The sequence below is a fragment of the Streptomyces thioluteus genome, assembly GCF_039535865.1.
On sequence record NZ_BAAAXZ010000022.1, the window covers coordinates 1 to 19,828 of the forward strand.

Genomic DNA, 19,828 nt, shown 5'->3' on the forward strand with positions numbered 1-19,828 from the left:
GCTCGACCCGGTAGCCGTTGATCTTCACCTGGAAGTCGGTGCGGCCGAGGATCTCGATGTTCCCGCCGGGCTGGTAGCGGCCCAGGTCGCCGGTGCGGTAGAGCCGTTCGCCGGTGGCGGGGTGGGTGATGAATCGTTCCGCCGTGCGGACCGGGTCGGCCCAGTAGCCCTGGGCGACACCCGTGCCGCCGATGTAGAGCTCTCCGGTCACCCCGGTGGGGCACGGTTCCAGCCACTCGTTGAGGACGTGGAAGGACTGGTTGGCCAGCGGCTTGCCGTAGGGGATGCTCGACCAGTCGGCCGAGACCTCGCCGATCGGGTAGTGGATCGACCAGATCGAGCCCTCCGTGGCACCGCCGAGGCTGATCGCCCTGAGGTTCGGGAGGTGCTCGCGGAGCCGGACGGGCAGGTCCAGCGGGATCCAGTCGCCGCTGAGCAGGGCGAGGCGCAGGCTCGCCCCGCTGCCGGGGGCGGCCTCGGTCAGCGTCTCGACCCACATGCGCATCGGCGCGGGCACGCTGTCCCAGACGGTGACCCCGTACCGGTCGATCAACTCGGTCCAGTGCGCGGGGTCGTTGGCCCGCTTGGGCTCGGGGACGACGATCGCGCCGCCCGCGCCGAGGATGCCGAAGATGTCGTACACCGACAGGTCGAAGCCGGTGGGGGCCAGCGCCAGCACGCGGTCGCCCGGGCCCACGCCGAACCGGCGGTTGATGTCCTGGACGGTGTTGGAGGCGTTCCGGTGCGAGATCATCACGCCCTTGGGCTCACCGGTGGAGCCGGAGGTGAAGATCACGTAGGCGAGGTCGTCCACGCCCTGCACGCCCGGCGACGGGCTCGCTCCCGTAGCCGCGGGTCTCCGGGTCGTCGGCGGTGACGATCTCCAGTCCGTCCGGCCAGGTCAGCGTCTCCCGCAGCCCGGCCTCCGTGACGACGGCCCCGGCCTTGCACTGGCCCAGCAGCTTCAGCCGCCGCTGCTCGGGCAGTTCGGGGTCGATGGCGACGTAGGCGGCGCCCGCGTGCTGGACGCCCAGCAGGGCGGAGATCTGGCCGGGGCCCGGCCGCATCGAGACCGCGATCATCGTGTTGGGCTCGGCACCGCAGACGTCGCGCAGCCGCCGGGCGAGGCGGTGCGCGTCCTCGGTCAGCTCGCGGTACGTGGTCTCGGTGCCGCCGGAGATCACGGCCACCGCGTCGGGGGCGCGACGGGCGGCCTCGCCGACGAGCTCGTGCAGCAGGGCCGGCGGGATGTCCTGGGCCGTGGCGTTGGCGAGCTCGCGCTCGGCGGTCTGCGCGGCCGGCAGCGGAACGATTCCGCCGGTGGCCGACCACACCGTCCCGTCCTCGACGAGCCGGTCGAGGAGCGTGGTGTAGGCGTCGAACATGGCGTCCAGCGTGCCCTCGGGGAACAGGCCGTCCACGGCGTTCCAGTTGAGGACGAGCTCGCCGTTCTCCTCCGTGACCTGGTTTCTCCAGCCAGACCTGGGGGGTCTGGCTGATGCCGTACGCCACGTCGCCGAAGAGCCGCAGGGGCGTCGGCGGTCGCCGCGTCGCCGTCCGCGCCCAGCATGCTGGAGAAGACGACGGGCATCGAGACGTTGCGCCCGTCGCCCTGGCGGCGGGTGAGCTCGCGCAGCACGCGGATGCCGCCGAACGCCGAGTGGGCCAGGTCCGCGAGGAGTTGGCGCTGGACGCCGGCGGCGCGCTCGGCGAAGGACTCCTCGGCGGTGCCGCCGACGGTGAGCAGGCCGGGCGAGAGGAAGTCGCCGACGATCCGCTGCGCCTGCGGGTGCAGCGGCAGGCGGTGGAGCTGGGTGAGGGTGAGCGTGAACTCCTGCCGCCTGGACCAGGTGCGCAGCACCTCCGCGTAGGCGGCCAGCAGCAGGTTGTTGGGGGTCAGGCCGTGGCGGTGGGCCGCGTCCGACAGCGCGGCCCAGCGCTCGGGCGCGAGGGCCGCGCGGCGCCGGGTGAAGGTGGGCCGGCCCAGGCGCTCGGGGGCCGTGCCGATGGGCAGGTCGGGGCCGGGGGACAGCTCGTCCACGCGGGACAGCCAGTAGTCGGCGGACCGCTTGCCGAGGGCCTCGGACTCCAGGGCCTGCTCGGCCAGGACGTAGTCCCGGAAGGTGAGTTCGAGCGGCTCGGGCGTCCAGGAGGGGTCGTCGTAGAAGCGGCGCCACTCGTCGAGGACGACGAACAGGCTGCGGACGTCGACGAAGAGGAGGTCCATGCTCAGGTGCAGCCGGACGCGGTCCTCGTCGAGGAGCGAGGCGCGGATGTCGAACGGCGGCCACTCCTCGGTGGGCAGCACCTGGTCGGCGAGTTCGCCGCGGACGCGGTCGAGGGCCTCGGCCTGCTCGCCGTCGCTTCTGCCGCGGAGGTCCTCGGCGGCTATCTCGTACGGCGGGACCTGCTCCAGCACCCGCTGCTTTCCGCCGGGCTGGACCACCGCGCGGAGCATGTCGTGCCTCTCGACGACCTTCTGAGGGCCGCCGAGAGGCGGGGCACGTCCAGGCCGGTGCCGTCGAACTCGAAGTAGTAGTGGCTGGACACCCCGCCGAGTTCGAGGCCCTTGGTGCGGCCGATGAGGTAGGCGTGCTGGATGTCGGTCAGCGGGAACGGGTCGTTGCGCAGGCCCGGTTCGGGCTCGACGGCGGGGAGGTTCGCCGGGTGCGGCCTGCCCGCGAGGAGGGCGGCCAGCCGGTCGTGGTGCTCGGCGACGGCCGCGCTCAACCGGGGCGTCAGGGGCGTCGTCAGGAGCCTCGATGCCGAGGCGATCGCCGTTCGGGCGAAGGTTGACACGACGATTCCGTAACTCGACAAGAAGGTCTTCCATCATCAAAGTCCCCGTGCCTCTCTGGTGCTTCGCATTGCGTGGCGTTTCACGTGACGTTGCGTGCGCAGGCCGGTGCCGGTGCGGCGGGCGGGTGCGTGTGGATGGCTCGGGCGGCTGCCCATGGAACGGCGGCGCTCCCGGCGGCGACGGCCGCCTGCGCCTTCGTGGTGCTCCCGCGGTGAACCGGCCCGTGGGTCGGGCGAGATCACTTCATGTGTTCGTATCGTAGTTGCAACAAACCGCGTTGACAAGATCACGCAGCGAGAGCATCGCGAACTCGCCGAAAATCCCCGCCCACTTGACGCGATGGCCGGAAGAAGGCCCCCAAGGCACGTTTTCAGATACCCCAAGTTTTCTTTATGGCGGTGCAGTTGACCTGGTGATCGAGGTGTTTGACCGGCGGGCGCGACGGGGTAGGTCCGCAACGGACGAGGCGTCCGGCACCCGCTGCCCGCGGGTGCCGGACGCCTCAACTGAAAAGCCCTGACAAACGGTTGAACAGGCTCGTGGCTCCGTGCATCATTGCAGTTATGTTAAATGCGACTGACGTACCGTCAGGCGGTCCGCGCGTCCTCATCGGCGCCACCGGGTCCGTGGCCGTGACGGCGTTGCCCTCCTACCTCGACGAACTCCGCGGCCGGCTCGGCGGCACCTACACCGTGCTGATGTCCCACACCGCGACCTCGTTCATCCCGCCGGACACCGTGCGGCTCTCGGCCGAGCGCGTCGTCCACGGCGAGGCGCCGTCGGACTGGCCGACGGACAAGCCCTCCCGGCTCGTCGCCGACCACGACATCCTGGTCGTCCTGCCGGCCACCGCGAACATCCTCTCCGCCGCCGCGACGGGCGCCGCCCCCAATCGCATCGCGACGGTCGTCCTGGCCTCGAATTTCCCGGTCGTCTTCTTCCCCTCCATGGGCGGGCCCATGTGGAACAAGGCGGCCGTGCAGCGGAATGTGGCACAGATCCGCGAGGACGGGCACCACATTCCCGAGCCGGACTGGCACGATTCCTTCGACATTCACTCCGGCCTGACCACGCACCATCCGACGATGCCGTCGCCCGCGAAAGTCGCCGAAATCGTCGGCGAATTGCTGGAGAAATCGCGGACCGCGTAGGAATTCCTTTTCAGTCCACGGTCATCACCAGCTTTCCCACGGTGCGCCCGGTCTCCCCCGCCGCGTGCGCCCGCGCCGCGTCGGCGAGCGGAAAGGTGCCCGCGATCTCCGCGCGCAGCTTTCCGTCCGCGACGAGCCGGGTGATCGCGGCCATTCCCGCGTGGTCGGACTCGACGATCATCACCTCCGCGCGGACGCCGAACGGTTCCGCCTCCTCGGCCAGTTCACGCTGTCCGTACGGCTGGAGGGAGACCAGGGTGCCGCCGCGGCGCAGCGTGCGCAGGGAGCGCTCGCGGTAGTCGCCGCCGACGGTGTCGAGAACGACGTCCACGTCGCGGACCGCCGTGGCGAAGTCCGTCGTGCGGTAGTCGATCACGAGGTCGGCGCCGAGCCGGCGGAGGAACGGGTGCCGGGCGGCACTCGCCGTGCCGATCACATACGCCCCGCGCGCCTTGGCGATCTGCACGGCCAGATGGCCGACCCCGCCCGCGGCCGCGTGGATCAACACCCGCTGCCCGGGGGCGAGTCGGGCCACGTCCACCAGGGCCTGCCAGGCGGTCAGGGCGGCGAGCGGCAGGGCGCCCGCCTGCACATGGCCGATGCCGTCCGGCTTGCGGACGAACGCCCGGGCGGGGCCGACGGCGTACTCGGCGTGCGCCCCCGCACCGTACGGGTGCGGGAGCATGCCGAAGACCTCGTCGCCCGGCCGGTGGACGGTGACGCCCAGGCCCGTCTCCTCGACGACGCCGGAGACGTCCCAGCCCAGAACGAACGGCGGTTCGCCGAGGAAGGCGGGGCCCGCCCGGTGCTTCCAGTCGGTGGGGTTGAGGCCCGCCGCGCGCACCCGGACCAGCACCTGGCCGGGGCCGGGCACCGGAACGGGCAGCCGGACCTCCTTGAGCACCTCCGGCCCGCCGAAGGCGTCCTGGCCGATCGCGCGCATCACCCGGCCTGCCGGTCCCCTCACAGGCCCAGGGGGGCCGAGCCGACGAGCCCGCCGTCGACGATCAGGTCCTGGCCGCTGATGTACGCCGCGTCGTCCGACGCGAGGAACGCCACCGCCGCGGCCACCTCCGCGGAACCGCCCAGCCTGCCCAGCGGAATCTGGGCGGCGACCACCGCCTCCGTGGCGGGGTCCGGGTTGACCTCCCGGTACATCGGGGTGTCGATGTAGCCGGGGCTGACGGAGTTGACGCGGATGCCGCGGGGGGCCAGTTCCGTGCCCAGGGTGCGTGCCAGGTTGTGCACGGCGGCCTTGCTCGCGGCGTAGACGGACGCGGCCGCCAGCCCCCGGTGCAGCGTCCAGGACGCGTTGATGACGACGGACCCGCCGGGGCGCAGCAGCGGCACGGCCTTCTGGACGGTGTGGAAGACGCCCTTGAAGTTGACCGCGAGGGTGTGGTCGACGTCGTCCTCGGTGAGCTCGGCGCCCGGCTTGAAGGTCCCGACGCCGGCGTTGGCGAAGACGGTGTCCAGGCCGCCGCGCCAGGACTCCACCTCCCGCATCAGCGCGTCGAGTTCGGCGGGGACGGCGGCGTCGGCGCGGACGGTGAGCACACGCTCCCCGCCCAGTTCCTTCGCGGCCGCCGCGAGCCGCGCGTCGTCCCGGCCGGTGATGGCCACGTGCGCGCCCTCGTCGAGGAGGCGGCGGGCGGCGGCGAGGCCGATGCCGCTGGTGCCGCCGGTGATCAGGGCTGTCTTGTCGGTGAATCGCTCCATGCCGACGATCTTCGGCCGGGGGCCGGGCCGTTGGCAGTGCGTACTGAACCTGGGTCTGTCACCACCAGTTTCAGCGCGTCGTGTACCCGCCGTTGATGAAGAGCGTCTGCCCGTTGAGCCACCAGCCGTCCGTCAGGAGGAACTTGACGTACGGGGCGATGTCCTCGATCTTCGTCAGCTCGCCGTTCATCGCGGACGACTTGTGGTAGGCGACGGAGTCGTCGGTCTCGGCCGGATAGAAGAACGGGGTGTCCATGGGCCCGGGGGCGATGTTGTTGACCGAGATCCGGCGGCCGAAGAGCTCCTTGGACAGGGCCCGGGTGAAGTGCTCGACGGGGGCCTTGCTGCCGGCGTAGACGGAGTAGAGGCCGGTGTACGCGGCGAGCAGCGAGGTGACGATGGTGACGATCTTCCCGCCGTCCTCCAGCCGCTTGGCGGCCTCGCGCATCATGAAGTACGCCGCCTTGGTGTTGACGGCGAACATCCTGTCGAACTCCTCCTCCGTGGTCTCGGTCATCGGCTTCTTGATGACCATGCCCGCGGTGTTCACCATGCAGTCGACCCGGCCGAACTCCCGTACCGCGGCGTCGAAGAGCTTCTCCACCTCGGCGACCTTCGTCAGGTCCCCCTGGTGCGTGACCGCCTCGCCGCCCGCCTTCCGGACGTCCGCGGCGGTCTGCTCGGCCTTGTCCCGGGAGGAGTCGCTGTTGTAGTGGACGACGACCTTGGCCCCGTCCGCCGCGAGCTCCTTCGCGATCAGGCTGCCGAGGTTCCTCGACGCGCCCCCGATGACGACGACCTTGTCCTTGAGAGTACGAGCCTTGAGCGTGTGCGCGGCCATGGCGGTACCTCCAGGGGTACGAGGGAATGCGCCGTTTCCCACGCTATGGGGATCCCGTACCCCCCGCATGCGCAGCGGCCGGGCCCTCGCCCTGGGCGATCTCGATCCGCTCGTGGAGGCTGATCGCCCCCGCCCCGGCGGCGGCCAGGGACAGGCCCGCGCACAGCATGAGCAGCCCGCCGAGCAGCGGCGCGAGGCGGTGCGGGCGGTGCGGCGGGGCGAGGAGGGCCGCGACGCGCTGCGGCACCGGGCCGGAGGTGGCGGCCGGGGCGCCGGCCGGGCGAGTGGTGCGGGCCGCGCTCGCGGCCAGGGCGGCGCGGCCGATGGCCCGGGCCGTCAGCCGCCGGTCGCCGGTGACGGCGGCGGCCGCCTCGTCGGCCGTGCGCTCGACGGCCAGCCGGACGGCGGCCCGGGCCGGGCGCAGGCCCGGGTGGCAGTGGGCCGCGAGCTCGGCCACGAGGAGGTGGAGATGGTGGCGACCGGCGAGATGGGCGCGCTCGTGGGCGAAGAGCGCCTCGCGTTCGGCCGGGCCGAGGCTGCGGAGCATGCCGGTGGTGACCACGATCCGGCCCGGCCGGCCGGGCAGCGCGTAGGCGTCCGGGCCGGGGCTGTCGATCACGCAGAGGTCGCCGGCCGCGGGCCGCGCGTCCGCGCTGCGCCGGGCCGAGCGCAGCCCGCCGGCCTGGCGCAGCGCGGAGCGCGCCAACTGCCAGGCGCAGACGGCGAGCATCCCGGCGGCCGGTGCGGCCAGCGGCAGCGCGGCGGGGTTCGCGTCCAGCGGGTGGACGAGCTTCTCCAGCGCGGCGAAGACCGGCAGCCGGAGCAGCCCCGTCAGGACGAGCGTCCCGAGCGCGGCCAGCGAGGAGCCGGCCAGCACCAGGACGGTGAGGGTCAGCACCCGCAGCGCGGCGCCGGGGGCCAGCCGCGCGACGGCGTGCCGGGCCAGCAGGGGCATGGCGCAGGGCGCCAGCAGCGGCACCAGCAGCAGGGTGATCACCGGCCGTCCTGCCCGCCCGCTTCGAGCAGCTCCCGCAGCAGGCGTTCGTCGTCCGCGCCGAGCTGGTCCACGAAGCGGGCCAGGACGGTCCCGCGGTCGCTGTCCCGCTCCAGTTCGCGGTGCATGCGGCGGGCGGTCAGGCCCTGGGCGTCCTGGACGTCCCGGACGGGGAAGTAGGCGTAGCCGCGGCCGGACCGCTCCCGGCCGACGAGGCCCTTCTCGTGCAGGCGGGACAGGATCGTCGCGACGGTGGTGCGGGCCGGCTCCGGGTCCAGGGCGCGCCGCACCCGCTCGGGGACCATCGGCTCCCCGGCGGCCCACAACGCAGCCATGACGCCGGCCTCCAGTTCGCCCGCCGGTCGCCGCCCGTCCTGCCTGCCGTCCTGCTCGCCGCTCACGGGAACCCTCCTTCTCCCTTCGTCGTCTACAGTGCCGTAGACCGTCTACACGATTGTAGTCGGCCGGCCCGTCACGCCTCCCCCTCCCCCGACGAACCCCGACGAAGGGACCTCGCCCGTGACCGCACCCCCCACCGCCCTCGCCCTCGACGGCTCCGGCGTCGACGGCTCCGTCTACACGGACGTGGTGGACCTGGCCCGCCGTTCTCCCGGCTGGCTGGACTCCCTCGTCACCGCGTGGTCGGCATACGGACTGGCGCTGTTCGCCGTGCTGATGGCGGTGGCGTGGTGGCGCGCCCGCGCCCGGGGGCCCCGCGCGGCGGTGCCGGCGCTGGCCGCGCCGCTGATCGTCGTCCTGGCCTTCGCGGCCGACGACCTGGTGAAGGCCGTGGTGCGCGAGGACCGCCCCTGCCGGACCCTGCACACCGTCGCCCTGGAGGCCTGCCCGGCCCCCGGCGACTGGTCCTTCCCCAGCAACCACGCGGCACTGGCCGCCGCGGCGGCGGTCGCGGTGTGGTGCGTCTCCCGGCGGCTGGGCCTCCTCGCGGCGGTGGCGGCCCTGGCGATGGCGGCCTCCCGGGTGTGGGTCGGCGTCCACTACCCGCACGACGTGGCCGCCGGCCTCGCGGTGGGCGCGCTGAGCGCGTCCGCCCTCGCGGTGCCGGTGCGCCGGTTCTCCGGGGCGGTGGCGCGCCGGCTGGCGGCGACGCCGCTGCGGCCCCTGCTGACGTCCGCGTGAACTCCCGTACGGCGCCTCCCCTGTTGACCCTGGCCGGGCTGCTCGGCTTCGCGGTGGTGACCGCGGCCGTCGCGCACGGCGGCTGGAGGGCGCTCGCCCCCGACGCGGCGGCGCACGCCTGGGCGCTGGCGCACCGGCCCGACGTCGCGGTGTCCGCGGCCCGGGCGCTGACCGCGACCGGGACCGGAGTCGTCCCCTACGCGGTCGCCGCGGCGGCGGGCCTGCTGGTGCGGCGGCGCCTCGCGTACGCGGCCGGCGCCGTGGCCGTCCTGGCCTGCGGGCAGGGCCTGCGCCGCCTGGTCCTGGCCCTCGCGGCCCGCCCGCGCCCGCCGGCGGCGGACTGGGCGACGCACGCCTCGGGCTTCTCGTTCCCGTCCGGGCACGCGACGACGACGGCGATCGCGGCGGGACTGCTCGCGACGGCGGTCGCGGTACGGGTCTCCTCGCGGGAGCGTTGGCCCGTCGTGGCCGTCGTCGTCTGCTGGGCGGTGTCGGTCGGCCTGACCCGGGTGTACCTCGGGGTGCACTGGCTGACGGACGTGGTGGCGGGGTGGGCGTTCGCGGTGGCGTGGCTGGGCGGGTGCGCGTGGGCGGGGGCGGGGCTGCGGTCGCGGGCCGCGCGGGCGGGGCGCTGAGCCCGGACCGGACCGCCCGCCGGGGGCCGGGCCCGGCCCCCGGGAGTCCAATATCCGGACGGTCCTGGTCACATGCGGGAAAGGGTCTGCTGCCCCGGCGCACGCCATGCTTCAATAGGCGCATGGCCAGCCACCAGAACACCGTGATGGGTCGCAACGACCTTGAGCCATTCTGGCCTTCCCGCCAGCATCACGACTTCGACCGAGTGTGTTGTCGCGCGTGTAGTCCCGCGCAGGCCCCTCTCTTCCGCTGACCCCTTACGTCGAAGTCAGCCGCCGGTACCGATACCGGCCAACGGCCCGCGCACCGCACGTCCTTAATTCGGCGTCCCCCCGCGCGAAAGAGCTGAGCTCTCCATGACGAACCTGCATACGCTGACCACCCCCGTCGCCGGCGTCCCGGCACAGCGCCAGCGGCTGCGAGCCGTCGCCCCCGACGAGGTGCCCCCGGTCGCCGATCTGCTGCACCCCGGGGCCACCTGGCTGCCCGCACCCCAGCACTCCCTGCCGTCCCTGCCCGGCCAGCCGCCGATGGTCGGCTACCTGGTCCTCGTACCGGCCGAGCAGCCGGCCCCGGCCGCCGCGGCGGCCGCCGGCCGCGGGGACGCGCTGGTGAGCATCGACCCCGAGCAGCGCACCGCCCGGATCGCCGGGCGGCTGCTGGACCTGACATATCTGGAGTTCGAGCTGCTGGCCCACCTCGTGGCGCATCCGCACCGGGTGCACACCCGCGACCAGCTGGTGACGACCGTGTGGGGCTACGGTCACGTGGGCGACGGGCGCACCGTCGACGTCCATGTCGCCCGGCTCCGCCGCAAGATGGGCGCGGAGCACCGCAGGTCGATCGTGACCGTGCGCCGCGTCGGCTACAAGTACGCGCCCCCGTCCGGCAGCTGACCCCCGCCGACCGCCGGGGGTGTACCTACGTACACCCCCCGCCCTCGGGCCACACCCCGTGACCTGGCCGGAAACAGCCAGCAGACTGGGGTGCAGGCCCGGGGGAACCGTTCCCGGAACAGCGCATCGGGAGCGAGCACAGCATGAGGATCGGTACAGCACTCAAGGCCGCCGAGAGATCGTTGCGGCTCGCGCTCTGGGGGCTGGTCTCCTCGATCCTCCTGTTCACCCTCGCCGTCTGCTCCATCGCCCTCGTCCCGGCGGGCATCGGCGTCCTCACCACGCCCCACGCCGTCCGGGCCGTACGGGCCTACGCCAACCGGCGCCGGCTGTACGCCATGGAGTGGTCCGGCGTCTCCATCCCCGTCCCGTACCGGCCGGTTCCGGAGCGCGGCGGGCTCGTGGGGCAGGCCGAGCGGTGTGCGGCGCTGCTGAAGGACAAGGCGACCTGGCGCGACCTCCTGTGGCTGCTGGCGGACATGACCGCGGGCTTCGTCCTCGCGATCCTGCCGCCCGTCTTCTTCCTCTACTTCCCGTGGGGCATCGTGCTGGCCTGCGGTGTGTGGAAGCCGATCGTCGACGCCGGCGGCAACGAGTGGTTCGCGTTCATCCACATCACCGGCCAGACCAGCGCCAACCTGGCGGCCTGCCTGGGCGCGGTCTTCGCCGGCCTCGGCGTCCTCACCGCCCCGCGCCTGCTGCGCGCCAACGCCGTCCTCGCCCGGCAGTTCCTCCACCCCGACCACGAGCGCGAGCTCGAACTGCGCGTCCGGCGGCTGACGGAGACCCGGGAGGACGCGGTCGACCACTCCGCCGCCGAACTCCGGCGCATCGAGCGCGACCTGCACGACGGCGCCCAGGCCCGGCTGGTGGCCATGGGCATGAGCCTGGGCACGATCGAGGCGCTCGTCGAGAAGGACCCGGCGCGGGCCAAGCGGCTGCTCGCCGCCGCCCGCGCCGACTCCGCCGAGGCGCTGACCGAACTGCGGGACCTGGTCCGCGGCATCCACCCGCCGGTCCTCGCCGAGCGCGGCCTGGGCGACGCGGTGCGGGCGCTGGCGCTGCGCATGCCGCTGCCGGTCGAGGTGACGGTGGACCTGCCGGGCCGGGCCCCCGAACCGGTCGAGTCCGCCGCCTACTTCGCGGTCAGCGAGGTGCTCACCAACGCCGTCAAGCACGCACGGGCCACCCGGATCCGGGTGGACCTCCACCACACGGAGGGGATGCTGCGCGCCCTCGTGTCCGACGACGGGCACGGCGGCGCGGACGCCTCGCGGGGCACGGGGCTGCCGGGCATCGAGCGGCGGCTGGGCGCCTTCGACGGGCTGCTGGCGATCAGCAGCCCGGCGGGCGGGCCGACCCTCGTCACGATCGGGATCCCGTGCGCCCTGGCAGCGTCCGCCGCCGGATGAGAGGGTCGGGGCCATGAGCTCCGCGAGCGGCATCTCCCCCCTGGTATCCCTCCTCGGCCTGGAACCGCACCCCGAGGGCGGGTGGTACCGGCAGACATGGCGGACGTCCGGCGGCACGGTCCCGGACGGCTACCCGGGCCCGCGGGCGTACGCGACCGGCATCCACTTCCTCCTGCACCCCGGCGAGCGCTCGCGCTGGCACCGCGTGCGCTCCGACGAGCTGTGGCTGTGGCACCGCGGCAGCCGGCTGCGGCTGCGCCTGGGCGGCGGCGGCAACGCGCCGGACGAGGCGGGGGCCCGGGAGCTGGTCCTCGGCCCGGGCGTCGAGGACGGCGACCGCCCGCAGCTGCTGGTTCCCGGCGGCGCCTGGCAGGACGCCGAACCCCTGGGCAACGAGCCGGTGTTGGTGAGCTGCGTGGTCGCCCCGGGCTTCGACTTCGCGGACTTCGCGATGGCCTGAGCGATGGCCCGGGCGACGACCTGAGCGAAGATGGGGGCACCGGGCCCGCGGAAGGCGCGGCCTTCCTCACTCTGGAGCCCCACGTTGCGTGTCGTCCTTGCCGAAGACCTGTTCCTGCTGCGCGACGGGCTGGTCCGGTTGCTGGAGGCGTACGACTTCGAGGTCGTGGCGGCCGTCGAGAGCGGGCCCGAGCTGAGCCGGGCGCTGGCCGAGCTGAAGCCCGACGTCGCGGTGGTGGACGTCCGGCTGCCCCCGTCCTTCACCGACGAGGGCCTGCAGTGCGCCCTGGCCGCCCGGCGGGCCACCCCCGGGCTGCCCGTGCTGGTGCTCTCCCAGCACGTGGAGCAGCTCTACGCGCAGGAGCTGCTGGCCGACGGCAGCGGCGGCGTCGGCTATCTGCTCAAGGACCGGGTCTTCGACGCCGACCAGTTCGTCGACGCCGTCCGCCGGGTGGCGGGCGGCGGCACGGCGATGGACCCCCAGGTGATCTCGCAACTGCTGTCCCGGCGCTCGCAGGACGCGCCGATGGCCCGGCTCACCCCGCGGGAGCGGGAGGTCATCGAGCTGATGGCGGAGGGCCGTTCCAACGCGGCGATCGCCGAACGGCTCGTCGTCACCGAACGGGCCGTGGCCAAGCACACCTCCAACATCTTCGCCAAGCTGGGCCTCGCGCCCTCCGACGACGACAACCGCCGGGTCCTGGCCGTCCTCGCCTATCTCGACCGCGGCTGACGCACCGCGTTCCCCGGAGGCCGGCGCGGCCCCAACGCGCGTCCGATGATGGGCCGATGACGATCACCGCACTCGCGCCCCGGTTCGCCCCGGCCTATGTCGGCGGCGTCCAGCTCGGCGCCCTCGCCGCCCGCCGCCTGCTGAACCCCGCCCGCCGCGCCCGTCTCCTGCGCCGCTGCTCGACCAACGTGGACAACCTGCGCGCCGGACGGTGGGACACCCTCGTCACCAGCGCCCTGGTCGTCGAGGCGCCGATGGACCTGGGGTACGCGCTGCTGCTGCTCGCCGTCCTCGGGTACACGGAGTACGCGTACGGCGCGTGGTGGGCGGCGGGCGCCTTCGCCTGGGGACACGTGGGCGCCTCGCTCCTCGTGTACGGCGGTCTGCGCGCCGTGCGGGCCGGACAGCGGACCCGGTCCGCGACCGACGTCGGCACCAGCTACGGCTTCCACGCCGTCACGGGCTTCCTCGCCGCGTCGCTGCCCGCCGGGCGGCCGCGCATCGCGGCCTGTTCGGCGCTGCTGGCCCTGGCCGTCCGCCCGTTGGCCACCCGCCGCCCCGGGTTCACCGACGCGGGGCACCCGACCGCCCTGCTCCTCGGCCTGGGCCTGGGCGCGCTGCGGGAACGGACCCTCGCCCTCCGGTGACGTCGCGGCCTCGGCTACCGTTCTCCACAATAAAAGTGGAAAGCGGAAAAACTTCCGAGAGCTTGCCCGAGCTCCGAGCTTGCCCAGGGCCGACAAGGGAGAAGCGCGCATGCCGCAGTTCGACGCCTCGACCATCATCAACCTCCGCGACCTCGGCGGCGTCGCGCTCACCGGCAACTCCGCCGTCCGTCCGGGGCTGCTGCTGCGCTCCGGGCAGCTCGACCGGCACGACCCCACGGCCGACCCGGCCGTCGCCGCACTGGGCATCCGCACGGTGGTGGACCTGCGCGCCGAGCACGAACGCGCCGAGCACCCCGACCGGCTGCCCCCGGGGGCCCGGCTGATCGTCGCGGACGTCCTGGCCGACGTCGTGGCGGAGTCCGGCGAACCGGTGCCCGCCCGCCTCGACTCGCTCCTCGGCAGCCCGGCCGCCGCCGAGGAACGCCTCGGCGGCGGCAAGGCGGAGAAGCTGATGAGCGACTCCTACCGGGCGTTCGTCACCTCCGACGCCGCGTGCCGCGCCTACGGGCGGCTGCTGACCACCCTCGCCCGGCCCGACTGCGGCCCGCTGCTCTTCCACTGCACCGCCGGCAAGGACCGCACCGGCTGGGCGGCCACCGTCCTGTTGCTGCTGCTCGGCGCGGACGAGGAGACCGCCGAGGAGGAGTACCTCGCGGTGGCCCCCGCCGTCCGGGCCGCCTTCGCGCCGGTCTCCGACCGCTTCACCGCCGCCGGCGGCGACCCGGCCGTCGTCGACGCCCTCTTCGGCGTGCGCCGGGACTACCTGGCGGCCGCGCTGGAGGAAATGCGGCGCCTGTACGGGTCCGTGGAGGGGTACGTCCGCGCGGGACTGGGCGTGCCGGACGCGGCGGTGAACCGGATCAGGGCCCGTTACGTGGCGTAGCGGCGCGTCGGCGAGCGGAGGTGACCATCGCACCATTCACTCGTTCTACGGACGTGGAGCAGCAAGCAACAGCCCCCCGCCCGCGTGCCGCGCTCGACGCCGCCATCGACATCGACCGGGCCGAGGCCGCGCTCATCGAGCACTACCCCCGCCTCGTCCGCCTCGGCTACCTCGTGCTCCCCCCGGCCCTCGGCCGCCACCGCCGCGTCCTGACCGCGCACGCCCTCGTCCAGCGCGCCCTGCCGCGCACCCGGCCCGGGGCCGGGGAGGCCGCCCCGGCCGGCGACCCCGGGTACGCCTACGTCCGCCTCCGCGTGCTGAGCGCCGCCCTCGACGCGGCCCGGCCGCGCGCCCGCTTCGCCCGGCCCCGGCCGGGCCAACTCCCGCCGCTGCTGCCGCAGGTGTGGGGCCTGCGGCTGTTCCCCCGCTCCGGCGGCGCCGACGAACTCGCCCTGGACCAGGCCCTCGGCCGGCTCGCCGCCCCCGCCCGGGCCGCCTTCGTGCTGCGCGCCCTGGAGCTGGGCGCCGACCGGGAGGTGCGCGCGCTGCTGGAGGCCGCCGGGGTCGAGGACCCCGGGGCGGCCGTCGCCGAGGCGACGGCGGTCCGCGTCCCGCCCGGCTCCCGGGAGGGCACGCTCCTCAAGTCCGTGGAGTTCGACCCCTGTTCGCTCCAGGCCCGCCCCACGGACCTCATGCAACGCCGCCGCCACCTGCGCGCGGCCGCCGTCGCCACCGTCGCGGCCGCCGTGTGCGGGGCGCTGCTGCTGTCGTTCACCGGCGGGAGCCCGGACGGCGCCGCCGCCCCTCCCTACGCGCGCAACGCCGCCGCCGAACAGGCCCTGGACCCCGGCCTGTTGACCCGCGCCGAGCCCGACGTCTGGAAGCGCGCCGACCGCCCCGGCTTCGCGTCCTGGCCCGCGCGCGGCTCCCGGACCGACGACGCACCGCTGCTGCGCCGGGCCCTGGCCGTCTGGGCCCGCCCGGGCGACGCGGTGCACGTGACCGCCACGCCCGGCACCCCCACCGGCCCCGCCGCCGGACCCGCCCAGCTCCTCTACGCGGACGACGTCGACTCCGCGACGGTCGTCCTCCTCTACGACGGCCTGCGCGTCGTCCGCTACGCCGAGGCGCGGGGCGGCGACTCCACGACGGCGGCCCTGGACTTCGCGCGGGCGGACGCCGCCGACACCGACACGGCGACCGCCGTCGTCGTCGGCCGCGCCGACGGCAACGTCCGCTATCTGACCGCCCCTTGGGTGACCTCGTCCGCCGTCCGCGACCTGCTCGTACCGGGGCAGGCCGCGCGCCCGCTGCGCCGCAACGCCGACGGGCTGACCGACCCGGTGGCCGGGCCCGCCGCGGAGGGCGACTGCCGCGCCTGGCCCGTCCTCCAGCTGGGCCCGCGCCTGGCGACGGACCTGGGCGAGCTGATCCCCGCCCGCCTGACGACCGGCGCCCCGGGCTCCGCCGCCTCCTCCCCCGCCCCCTGGTCGCACACCGCCTGCCAGCTCCAGCCCCTGCACTCGCAGGGCGTGCGGTCCGTCCACCTCTGGCACTTCGCCCACCAGCGGCTCCCCGGCCCGGCGGGGGCGGCCGACTGGTACTGCACCCGCGCCGAGACCTGGCGCGGCACCGGCAGCCGCGTCCTCGCCCAGTTCCAGGCCCCCGGCGCCCGCCCCGCGGACCGGGCCGCGGTGGTCGGCCGCGCCGAGGACTCCCCCGCCTGCGGCCCCCCGCGCCCCGCACGCCCTGGCGGGCGGCCTGTGGCGCTCCCCCGGCGGCATCTGGTACGCGCTGGCGGCGGGCAGCGAGGACGTGACGTCGATCGCGGCGACGGGCGGCGTGCACGGCACCGAGCCGGGACCGACGGCCTTCTGGCCCGCATCGGCGGGCGCGCAGGCGCAGTTGAGCGGCCGCCTGCGGGACGGGGGGAAGGTGGCGCCGCTGCGGTGAGCCTTCGCCCGTCCGCGGGCGACCGCTTAGGATGCCCGCATGACCGCCGCGACCCGGAACCGCCGCCGCATGGACGTGGCGCGGCGACGCGAGCAACTGATCGCCGTGGCCCTCGACCTGTTCAGCCGCCGCCCGCCCGAGAACGTCTCGCTCGACGACATCGCGACCGCCGCCGGCATCTCCCGTCCGCTCGTCTACCACTACTTCGCGGGCAAGCAGAGCCTCTACGAGGCCGTACTGCACCGCGCCGCCGACGACTTGGCGACGCTCTTCGCCGAGCGCCGCGAAGTCCCGCCCGGCACCGTCCTGTTGGACGTCATCGCCCGCTTCCTCGACTTCGCCGAGGAGGACACCACCGGCTACGCCGTCCTCCTCCACGGCAGCCCCGACCTCACCGGCCGCGTACGCGAGGCCGCGTACGCCCGCCTCCTCGACGAACTGGCCGTGGGCACCCCCGGCCCGCGTCTGGAGGTCGCCCTGCGCTCGTGGATCTCCCTGACGGAGACGACGGCCCCGGCTGTGGCACGAGGGCCGGGGGCCCGGCATTCCCCGCGCGGAGCTGGAGTCGCAGCTCGTTCACGCCTTCGTGGGGCTGACGGCGGCGAGCGCGGCGCACGACGGCGGCATGGCCGCCGTACTGCGGCGGATTCTGGAGAACGAACCGGAGGACGGCCCGTTCGTGGGCGCGGTCAGCGCGGTGAGCACCCTGGCGACCCTGTGACCGGCCCGGTGGCGAGCAGGGCCAGCGCCGTGTCCGGGGCGACCGTCGCCGTGAACCGGCCGTCGCGCCCGACCTTCACCCGCCGTCCGCTCTGCACGTCGCAATGCTCGCCGGCCGGCAGCGACGTGGCGAACTCCCGGGCGAGGGGCGTCCGCCCGTGGTTGAGGACGACATAACCCCGGTCGCCGCGGCCGAAGGCCACGGCGTTGCCGCCGTCGTCCCACCAATGGGTGACGGGCGCATCGCGCACGGCGTTCCGGAACGCGACCATGCGCGCGATCTCGGGCCATCGGTGCTGACAGGTCCACCCCTCCTCCCAACAGGCCGTCACCACCCCACCCTTGGGAGGACCCGCGTCCCGGTCGTCGAAGGCGTATCCGGAGTGGATGTCCGGTGAGCCGTACGGCCAGGCCAGCAGGAAGACGTTGGCCAGTGTGTAGGCGGCACCGGATGTCCGGCTGAGGGTGCTGCCGTCCCGCTCGGTATCCCAGTTGTCGACGAAGACGGAGGCCCGGCGGCCCGGCAGATAGCCCCGCCCCTCGCCGAAGTCCCGCAGTTCCGCGAGGTGTCCGGGCTCCAGGGCGCGCCGCAGGTCGCGGGCGTAGCGGAATTCCTGGACGTCGCCGGTGTCCAGGTACTCCTCGGGGCGGACCGCCTCACGGCGCCGAAGATGACCTCCTGTTTCCAGTAGGCCCCGGGGCGGGTGGTCCGCGCCTTGACCGCCGCGAGGTCGGCGCTCGCGATGTGCTTCGCGCCGTCGATGCGGAAGCCGTCGGCACCCAGGGCGAGCAGGTCGTCGAGGTAGCGCGCCAGGCGCTCGCGGACGTAGGGGCTGGCGGTGTCCAGGTCGGCCAGACCGAGGAGTTCGCAGTTCTGGACGTCGTCGCGGTTGCGGTAGTCCGTGATCGGGCGGCGGCAGCGGTGGAAGTCGGCATCCCGGTAGGTGCCCGGGTAGTCGTACTTGGTGTGGGCCGAGCCTCCGGTGCCGGTACCCGCCCCGGCGCTCATGTGGTTGAGCACGGCGTCCACGACGACCCTGACCCCCGCCCGGTGGCAGGCGGACGTCATCCGGGCGAAGGCGGCCCGGTCACCGAGCCGTCCGGCGATCCGGTAGCCGACGGGCTGGTAGGAGGTCCACCACTGCGGTCCCGCGATGTGCTCCTGGGGCGGCGAGACCTGGACGGAGCCGTAGCCCGCCGGGCCGAGGGAGGCGGCGCACTCCCGGGCCACGGAGTCGTAGCGCCACTGGAACAGCACGGCGGTGACGTCCCGTTGGCCCGGCGGAGCGGCCGTTGCCCGCGGGGGCGACCACAGCAGGCAGCCCGCCAGCAGCAACAGCACGGCCGACACCACACGGCGCGCGGCTCCGGACATGTCACCATCCCCACCCGGCCCTTGCGGACATCCGGCACCGGCGCCGCGCCCGAGACCGTACGTGCCCCTCCGGTGGCGGTCAACCCCGGCCACGACTCCTTACAGGCTCCGGCGGGCGCAGGACTGCGTCGGGCCTGCGTGACGTCGAATGCGAGGGGAGCAAACTCTTGCAACCTCTTTCGCAAGAGATTGCAGCCTGTTAACTTCCTCCTCAGCCCGGGCCGTCCCACCCCAGGACCGGCCCTCGTGACGAGGAGATCCCTATGCGAAGAGGCATATCGATCGCCGCTGCCATCGGCGTGCTGGCGCTCACCGCGACCGCCTGCGGCAACGACGGAACCGGCGGCGGCAGCGGCGAGAAGGCCGCCGAGGACCCGGGCAGCGTCAGCGGCAGCATCACCTGGTGGGACACCTCCGACGCCACCAACGAGGCCCCCGCCTTCCGGAAGCTCGTGACGGAGTTCGAGGCCAAGTACCCGAAGATCAAGGTCGATTACGTCAACGTCCCGTTCGACCAGGCGCAGCAGAAGTTCAAGACGGCCGCGGCCGCCGGCAAGGGCGCGCCCGACGTGCTGCGGGCGGACGTCGGGTGGACCCCGGGCTTCGCGCAGCTCGGGTACCTCAAGGACCTGGCCGGGACGCCGGCCCTCGACCGGCCGGAGGACTTCCTCCGGGGGCCGCTCAAGGGTGCCGCGTACGAGGGGAAGACCTACGGGGTCCCCCAGGTGACGGACACGCTCGGGCTGCTCTACAACAAGGAGCTCCTGCGGAAGGCGGGGGTGGAGAAGCCGCCGGCGAGCTGGCGGGAGGTCAAGGACGTCGCGGGCAAGGTCAAGGAGAGGACCGGCGCGGGCGGCATCGGGCTGAGCCCGGACAGCTACTACTCCCTCCCGTTCCTGTACGGCGAGAAGAGCGACATGCTCGACGTGCCGGGGAAGCGGATCACCATCGCCGACGCCGCCTCGCGCAAGGGAGTCGAGACGGCCGTCGATCTCGTCAGGTCCGGCGCGGCGCCCAGGCCGGCCGGCACGGACGGGTACAACGCGCTGAAGACCGACTTCAAGAGCGGGAAGCTCGCGATGCTGCTCGACGGCCCCTGGGCGACCAAGGAGCTCTTCGGCGGGGACGCGTTCAAGCAGCGGGAGAACCTGGGCATCGCCCCGGTCCCGGCCGGTTCGACCGGGGTCGCGGGGGCTCCGGTGGGCGGCCACAACCTCGTCGTCTACGCGGGCACGAAGAACTTCGACGCGTCGTACCTCTTCACCCGCTTCATGACGGACAGCCAGCGGCAGCAGGAGGTTTTCGACGGCGCTCGGGCTGCTGCCGACGCGTACGTCCGCGTACACCAAGGACGTTCTGGCCGACCCGGTCCGCAAGTCCTTCCACGACGCGCTGACGACCGCGCGTCCGCGCCCGCCGATCCCGCAGGGCGGCGACCTGTTCACGGT

General features: G+C 74.1%; 19 protein-coding genes and 3 pseudogenes. 12 read left to right on the plus strand and 10 right to left on the minus strand.

Going from position 1 to position 19,828, the window contains the following annotated elements; all coding sequences use genetic code 11:
• The 4 genes from ABD794_RS02725 to ABD794_RS02740 form a co-directional block, all read right to left on the minus strand.
• Nucleotides 1-814: AMP-binding protein (locus ABD794_RS02725; protein ID WP_344960717.1), on the minus strand; the 814-nt coding region annotated here is incomplete at its 3' end.
• A complete protein-coding gene (locus ABD794_RS02730; RefSeq protein WP_344960719.1) occupies nt 768-1,190 on the minus strand; it encodes an AMP-binding protein in 423 nt (140 codons plus the stop codon). The genes ABD794_RS02730 and ABD794_RS02725, both read right to left, overlap by 47 nt.
• Nucleotides 1,181-2,458 carry a condensation domain-containing protein gene (locus ABD794_RS02735; RefSeq protein WP_344960720.1) on the minus strand — a complete coding sequence of 426 codons (1,278 nt, stop codon included), beginning with the start codon at nt 2,456-2,458 and terminating at the stop codon, nt 1,181-1,183. The genes ABD794_RS02730 and ABD794_RS02735 overlap by 10 nt, the downstream gene beginning before the upstream one ends.
• Nucleotides 2,389-2,799 (minus strand): hypothetical protein, encoded by a 411-nt coding sequence (locus ABD794_RS02740; protein WP_344960721.1) that lies wholly within the window; start codon nt 2,797-2,799, stop codon nt 2,389-2,391. Before ABD794_RS02740 ends, ABD794_RS02735 begins: the two co-directional genes overlap by 70 nt.
• 564 nt (nt 2,800-3,363) lie before the next feature.
• On the opposite strand from ABD794_RS02740, the gene ABD794_RS02745 reads away from it, so the two are divergent.
• On the plus strand, nt 3,364-3,951 hold the full coding sequence (locus tag ABD794_RS02745) for a flavoprotein (protein ID WP_344960722.1): 588 nt from the start codon (nt 3,364-3,366) through the stop codon (nt 3,949-3,951).
• 10 nt (nt 3,952-3,961) lie between these two features.
• Here ABD794_RS02745 and ABD794_RS02750 read toward each other — a convergent pair whose 3' ends face one another.
• The 5 genes from ABD794_RS02750 to ABD794_RS02770 form a co-directional block, all read right to left on the minus strand.
• On the minus strand, nt 3,962-4,894 hold the full coding sequence (locus ABD794_RS02750) for an NADP-dependent oxidoreductase (protein WP_344960736.1): 933 nt from the start codon (nt 4,892-4,894) through the stop codon (nt 3,962-3,964).
• A 20-nt stretch (nt 4,895-4,914) separates the two neighbouring features.
• Entirely contained in the window at nt 4,915-5,670 is a 756-nt protein-coding gene (locus ABD794_RS02755; RefSeq protein ID WP_344960723.1) for a glucose 1-dehydrogenase, read from the minus strand.
• Nucleotides 5,671-5,740: 70 nt separating this feature from the next.
• Nucleotides 5,741-6,511 (minus strand): SDR family oxidoreductase, encoded by a 771-nt coding sequence (locus ABD794_RS02760; RefSeq protein ID WP_344960724.1) that lies wholly within the window; start codon nt 6,509-6,511, stop codon nt 5,741-5,743.
• Between the two features lie 43 nt (nt 6,512-6,554).
• Entirely contained in the window at nt 6,555-7,508 is a 954-nt protein-coding gene (locus tag ABD794_RS02765; RefSeq protein WP_344960725.1) for a M56 family metallopeptidase, read from the minus strand.
• Nucleotides 7,505-7,906: a BlaI/MecI/CopY family transcriptional regulator gene (locus ABD794_RS02770; RefSeq protein ID WP_344960726.1), complete on the minus strand. Its 402-nt coding sequence runs from the start codon at nt 7,904-7,906 to the stop codon at nt 7,505-7,507. The genes ABD794_RS02765 and ABD794_RS02770 overlap by 4 nt, the downstream gene beginning before the upstream one ends.
• A 118-nt stretch (nt 7,907-8,024) precedes the next feature.
• Between ABD794_RS02770 and ABD794_RS02775 the strand changes: the two genes are divergently transcribed.
• From ABD794_RS02775 to ABD794_RS02820, 10 genes and pseudogenes are all read left to right on the plus strand, one after another.
• The gene (locus tag ABD794_RS02775) at nt 8,025-8,645 is read left to right on the plus strand and encodes a phosphatase PAP2 family protein (protein WP_344960727.1); all 621 of its coding nucleotides are present in this window, start codon (nt 8,025-8,027) and stop codon (nt 8,643-8,645) included.
• A complete protein-coding gene (locus ABD794_RS02780) occupies nt 8,642-9,280 on the plus strand; it encodes a phosphatase PAP2 family protein (protein WP_344960728.1) in 639 nt (212 codons plus the stop codon). Before ABD794_RS02775 ends, ABD794_RS02780 begins: the two co-directional genes overlap by 4 nt.
• Nucleotides 9,281-9,637: 357 nt before the next feature.
• Complete coding sequence (locus tag ABD794_RS02785) at nt 9,638-10,177, plus strand: winged helix-turn-helix domain-containing protein (RefSeq protein WP_344960729.1); 540 nt, start codon at nt 9,638-9,640, stop codon at nt 10,175-10,177.
• Between the two features lie 143 nt (nt 10,178-10,320).
• A complete protein-coding gene (locus tag ABD794_RS02790; RefSeq protein WP_344960730.1) occupies nt 10,321-11,589 on the plus strand; it encodes a sensor histidine kinase in 1,269 nt (422 codons plus the stop codon).
• A 13-nt stretch (nt 11,590-11,602) separates the two neighbouring features.
• Nucleotides 11,603-12,049, plus strand: coding sequence for a cupin domain-containing protein (locus tag ABD794_RS02795; protein ID WP_344960731.1), 447 nt, complete (start codon nt 11,603-11,605; stop codon nt 12,047-12,049).
• An 84-nt stretch (nt 12,050-12,133) separates the two neighbouring features.
• A complete protein-coding gene (locus ABD794_RS02800) occupies nt 12,134-12,781 on the plus strand; it encodes a LuxR C-terminal-related transcriptional regulator (protein ID WP_344960732.1) in 648 nt (215 codons plus the stop codon).
• A gap of 56 nt (nt 12,782-12,837) precedes the next feature.
• The gene (locus tag ABD794_RS02805; RefSeq protein WP_344960733.1) at nt 12,838-13,428 is read left to right on the plus strand and encodes a rhomboid-like protein; all 591 of its coding nucleotides are present in this window, start codon (nt 12,838-12,840) and stop codon (nt 13,426-13,428) included.
• Nucleotides 13,429-13,537: 109 nt separating this feature from the next.
• Nucleotides 13,538-14,332, plus strand: a complete 795-nt coding sequence (locus ABD794_RS02810) for a tyrosine-protein phosphatase (protein ID WP_344960734.1) — start codon at nt 13,538-13,540, stop codon at nt 14,330-14,332.
• A 53-nt stretch (nt 14,333-14,385) separates the two neighbouring features.
• Nucleotides 14,386-16,285: pseudogene (locus tag ABD794_RS02815) on the plus strand (hypothetical protein).
• Between the two features lie 69 nt (nt 16,286-16,354).
• Nucleotides 16,355-17,006: pseudogene (locus tag ABD794_RS02820) on the plus strand (TetR/AcrR family transcriptional regulator).
• Here ABD794_RS02820 and ABD794_RS02825 read toward each other — a convergent pair.
• Nucleotides 16,975-18,380 (minus strand): annotated as a pseudogene (locus ABD794_RS02825) (alpha-amylase). The pseudogenes ABD794_RS02820 and ABD794_RS02825 sit on opposite strands and share 32 nt — an antisense overlap.
• Nucleotides 18,381-18,643: 263 nt before the next feature.
• Between ABD794_RS02825 and ABD794_RS02830 the strand changes: the two are divergent.
• On the plus strand, nt 18,644-19,828 hold a 1,185-nt coding region (locus ABD794_RS02830), incomplete at its 3' end, for an extracellular solute-binding protein (RefSeq protein ID WP_344960735.1).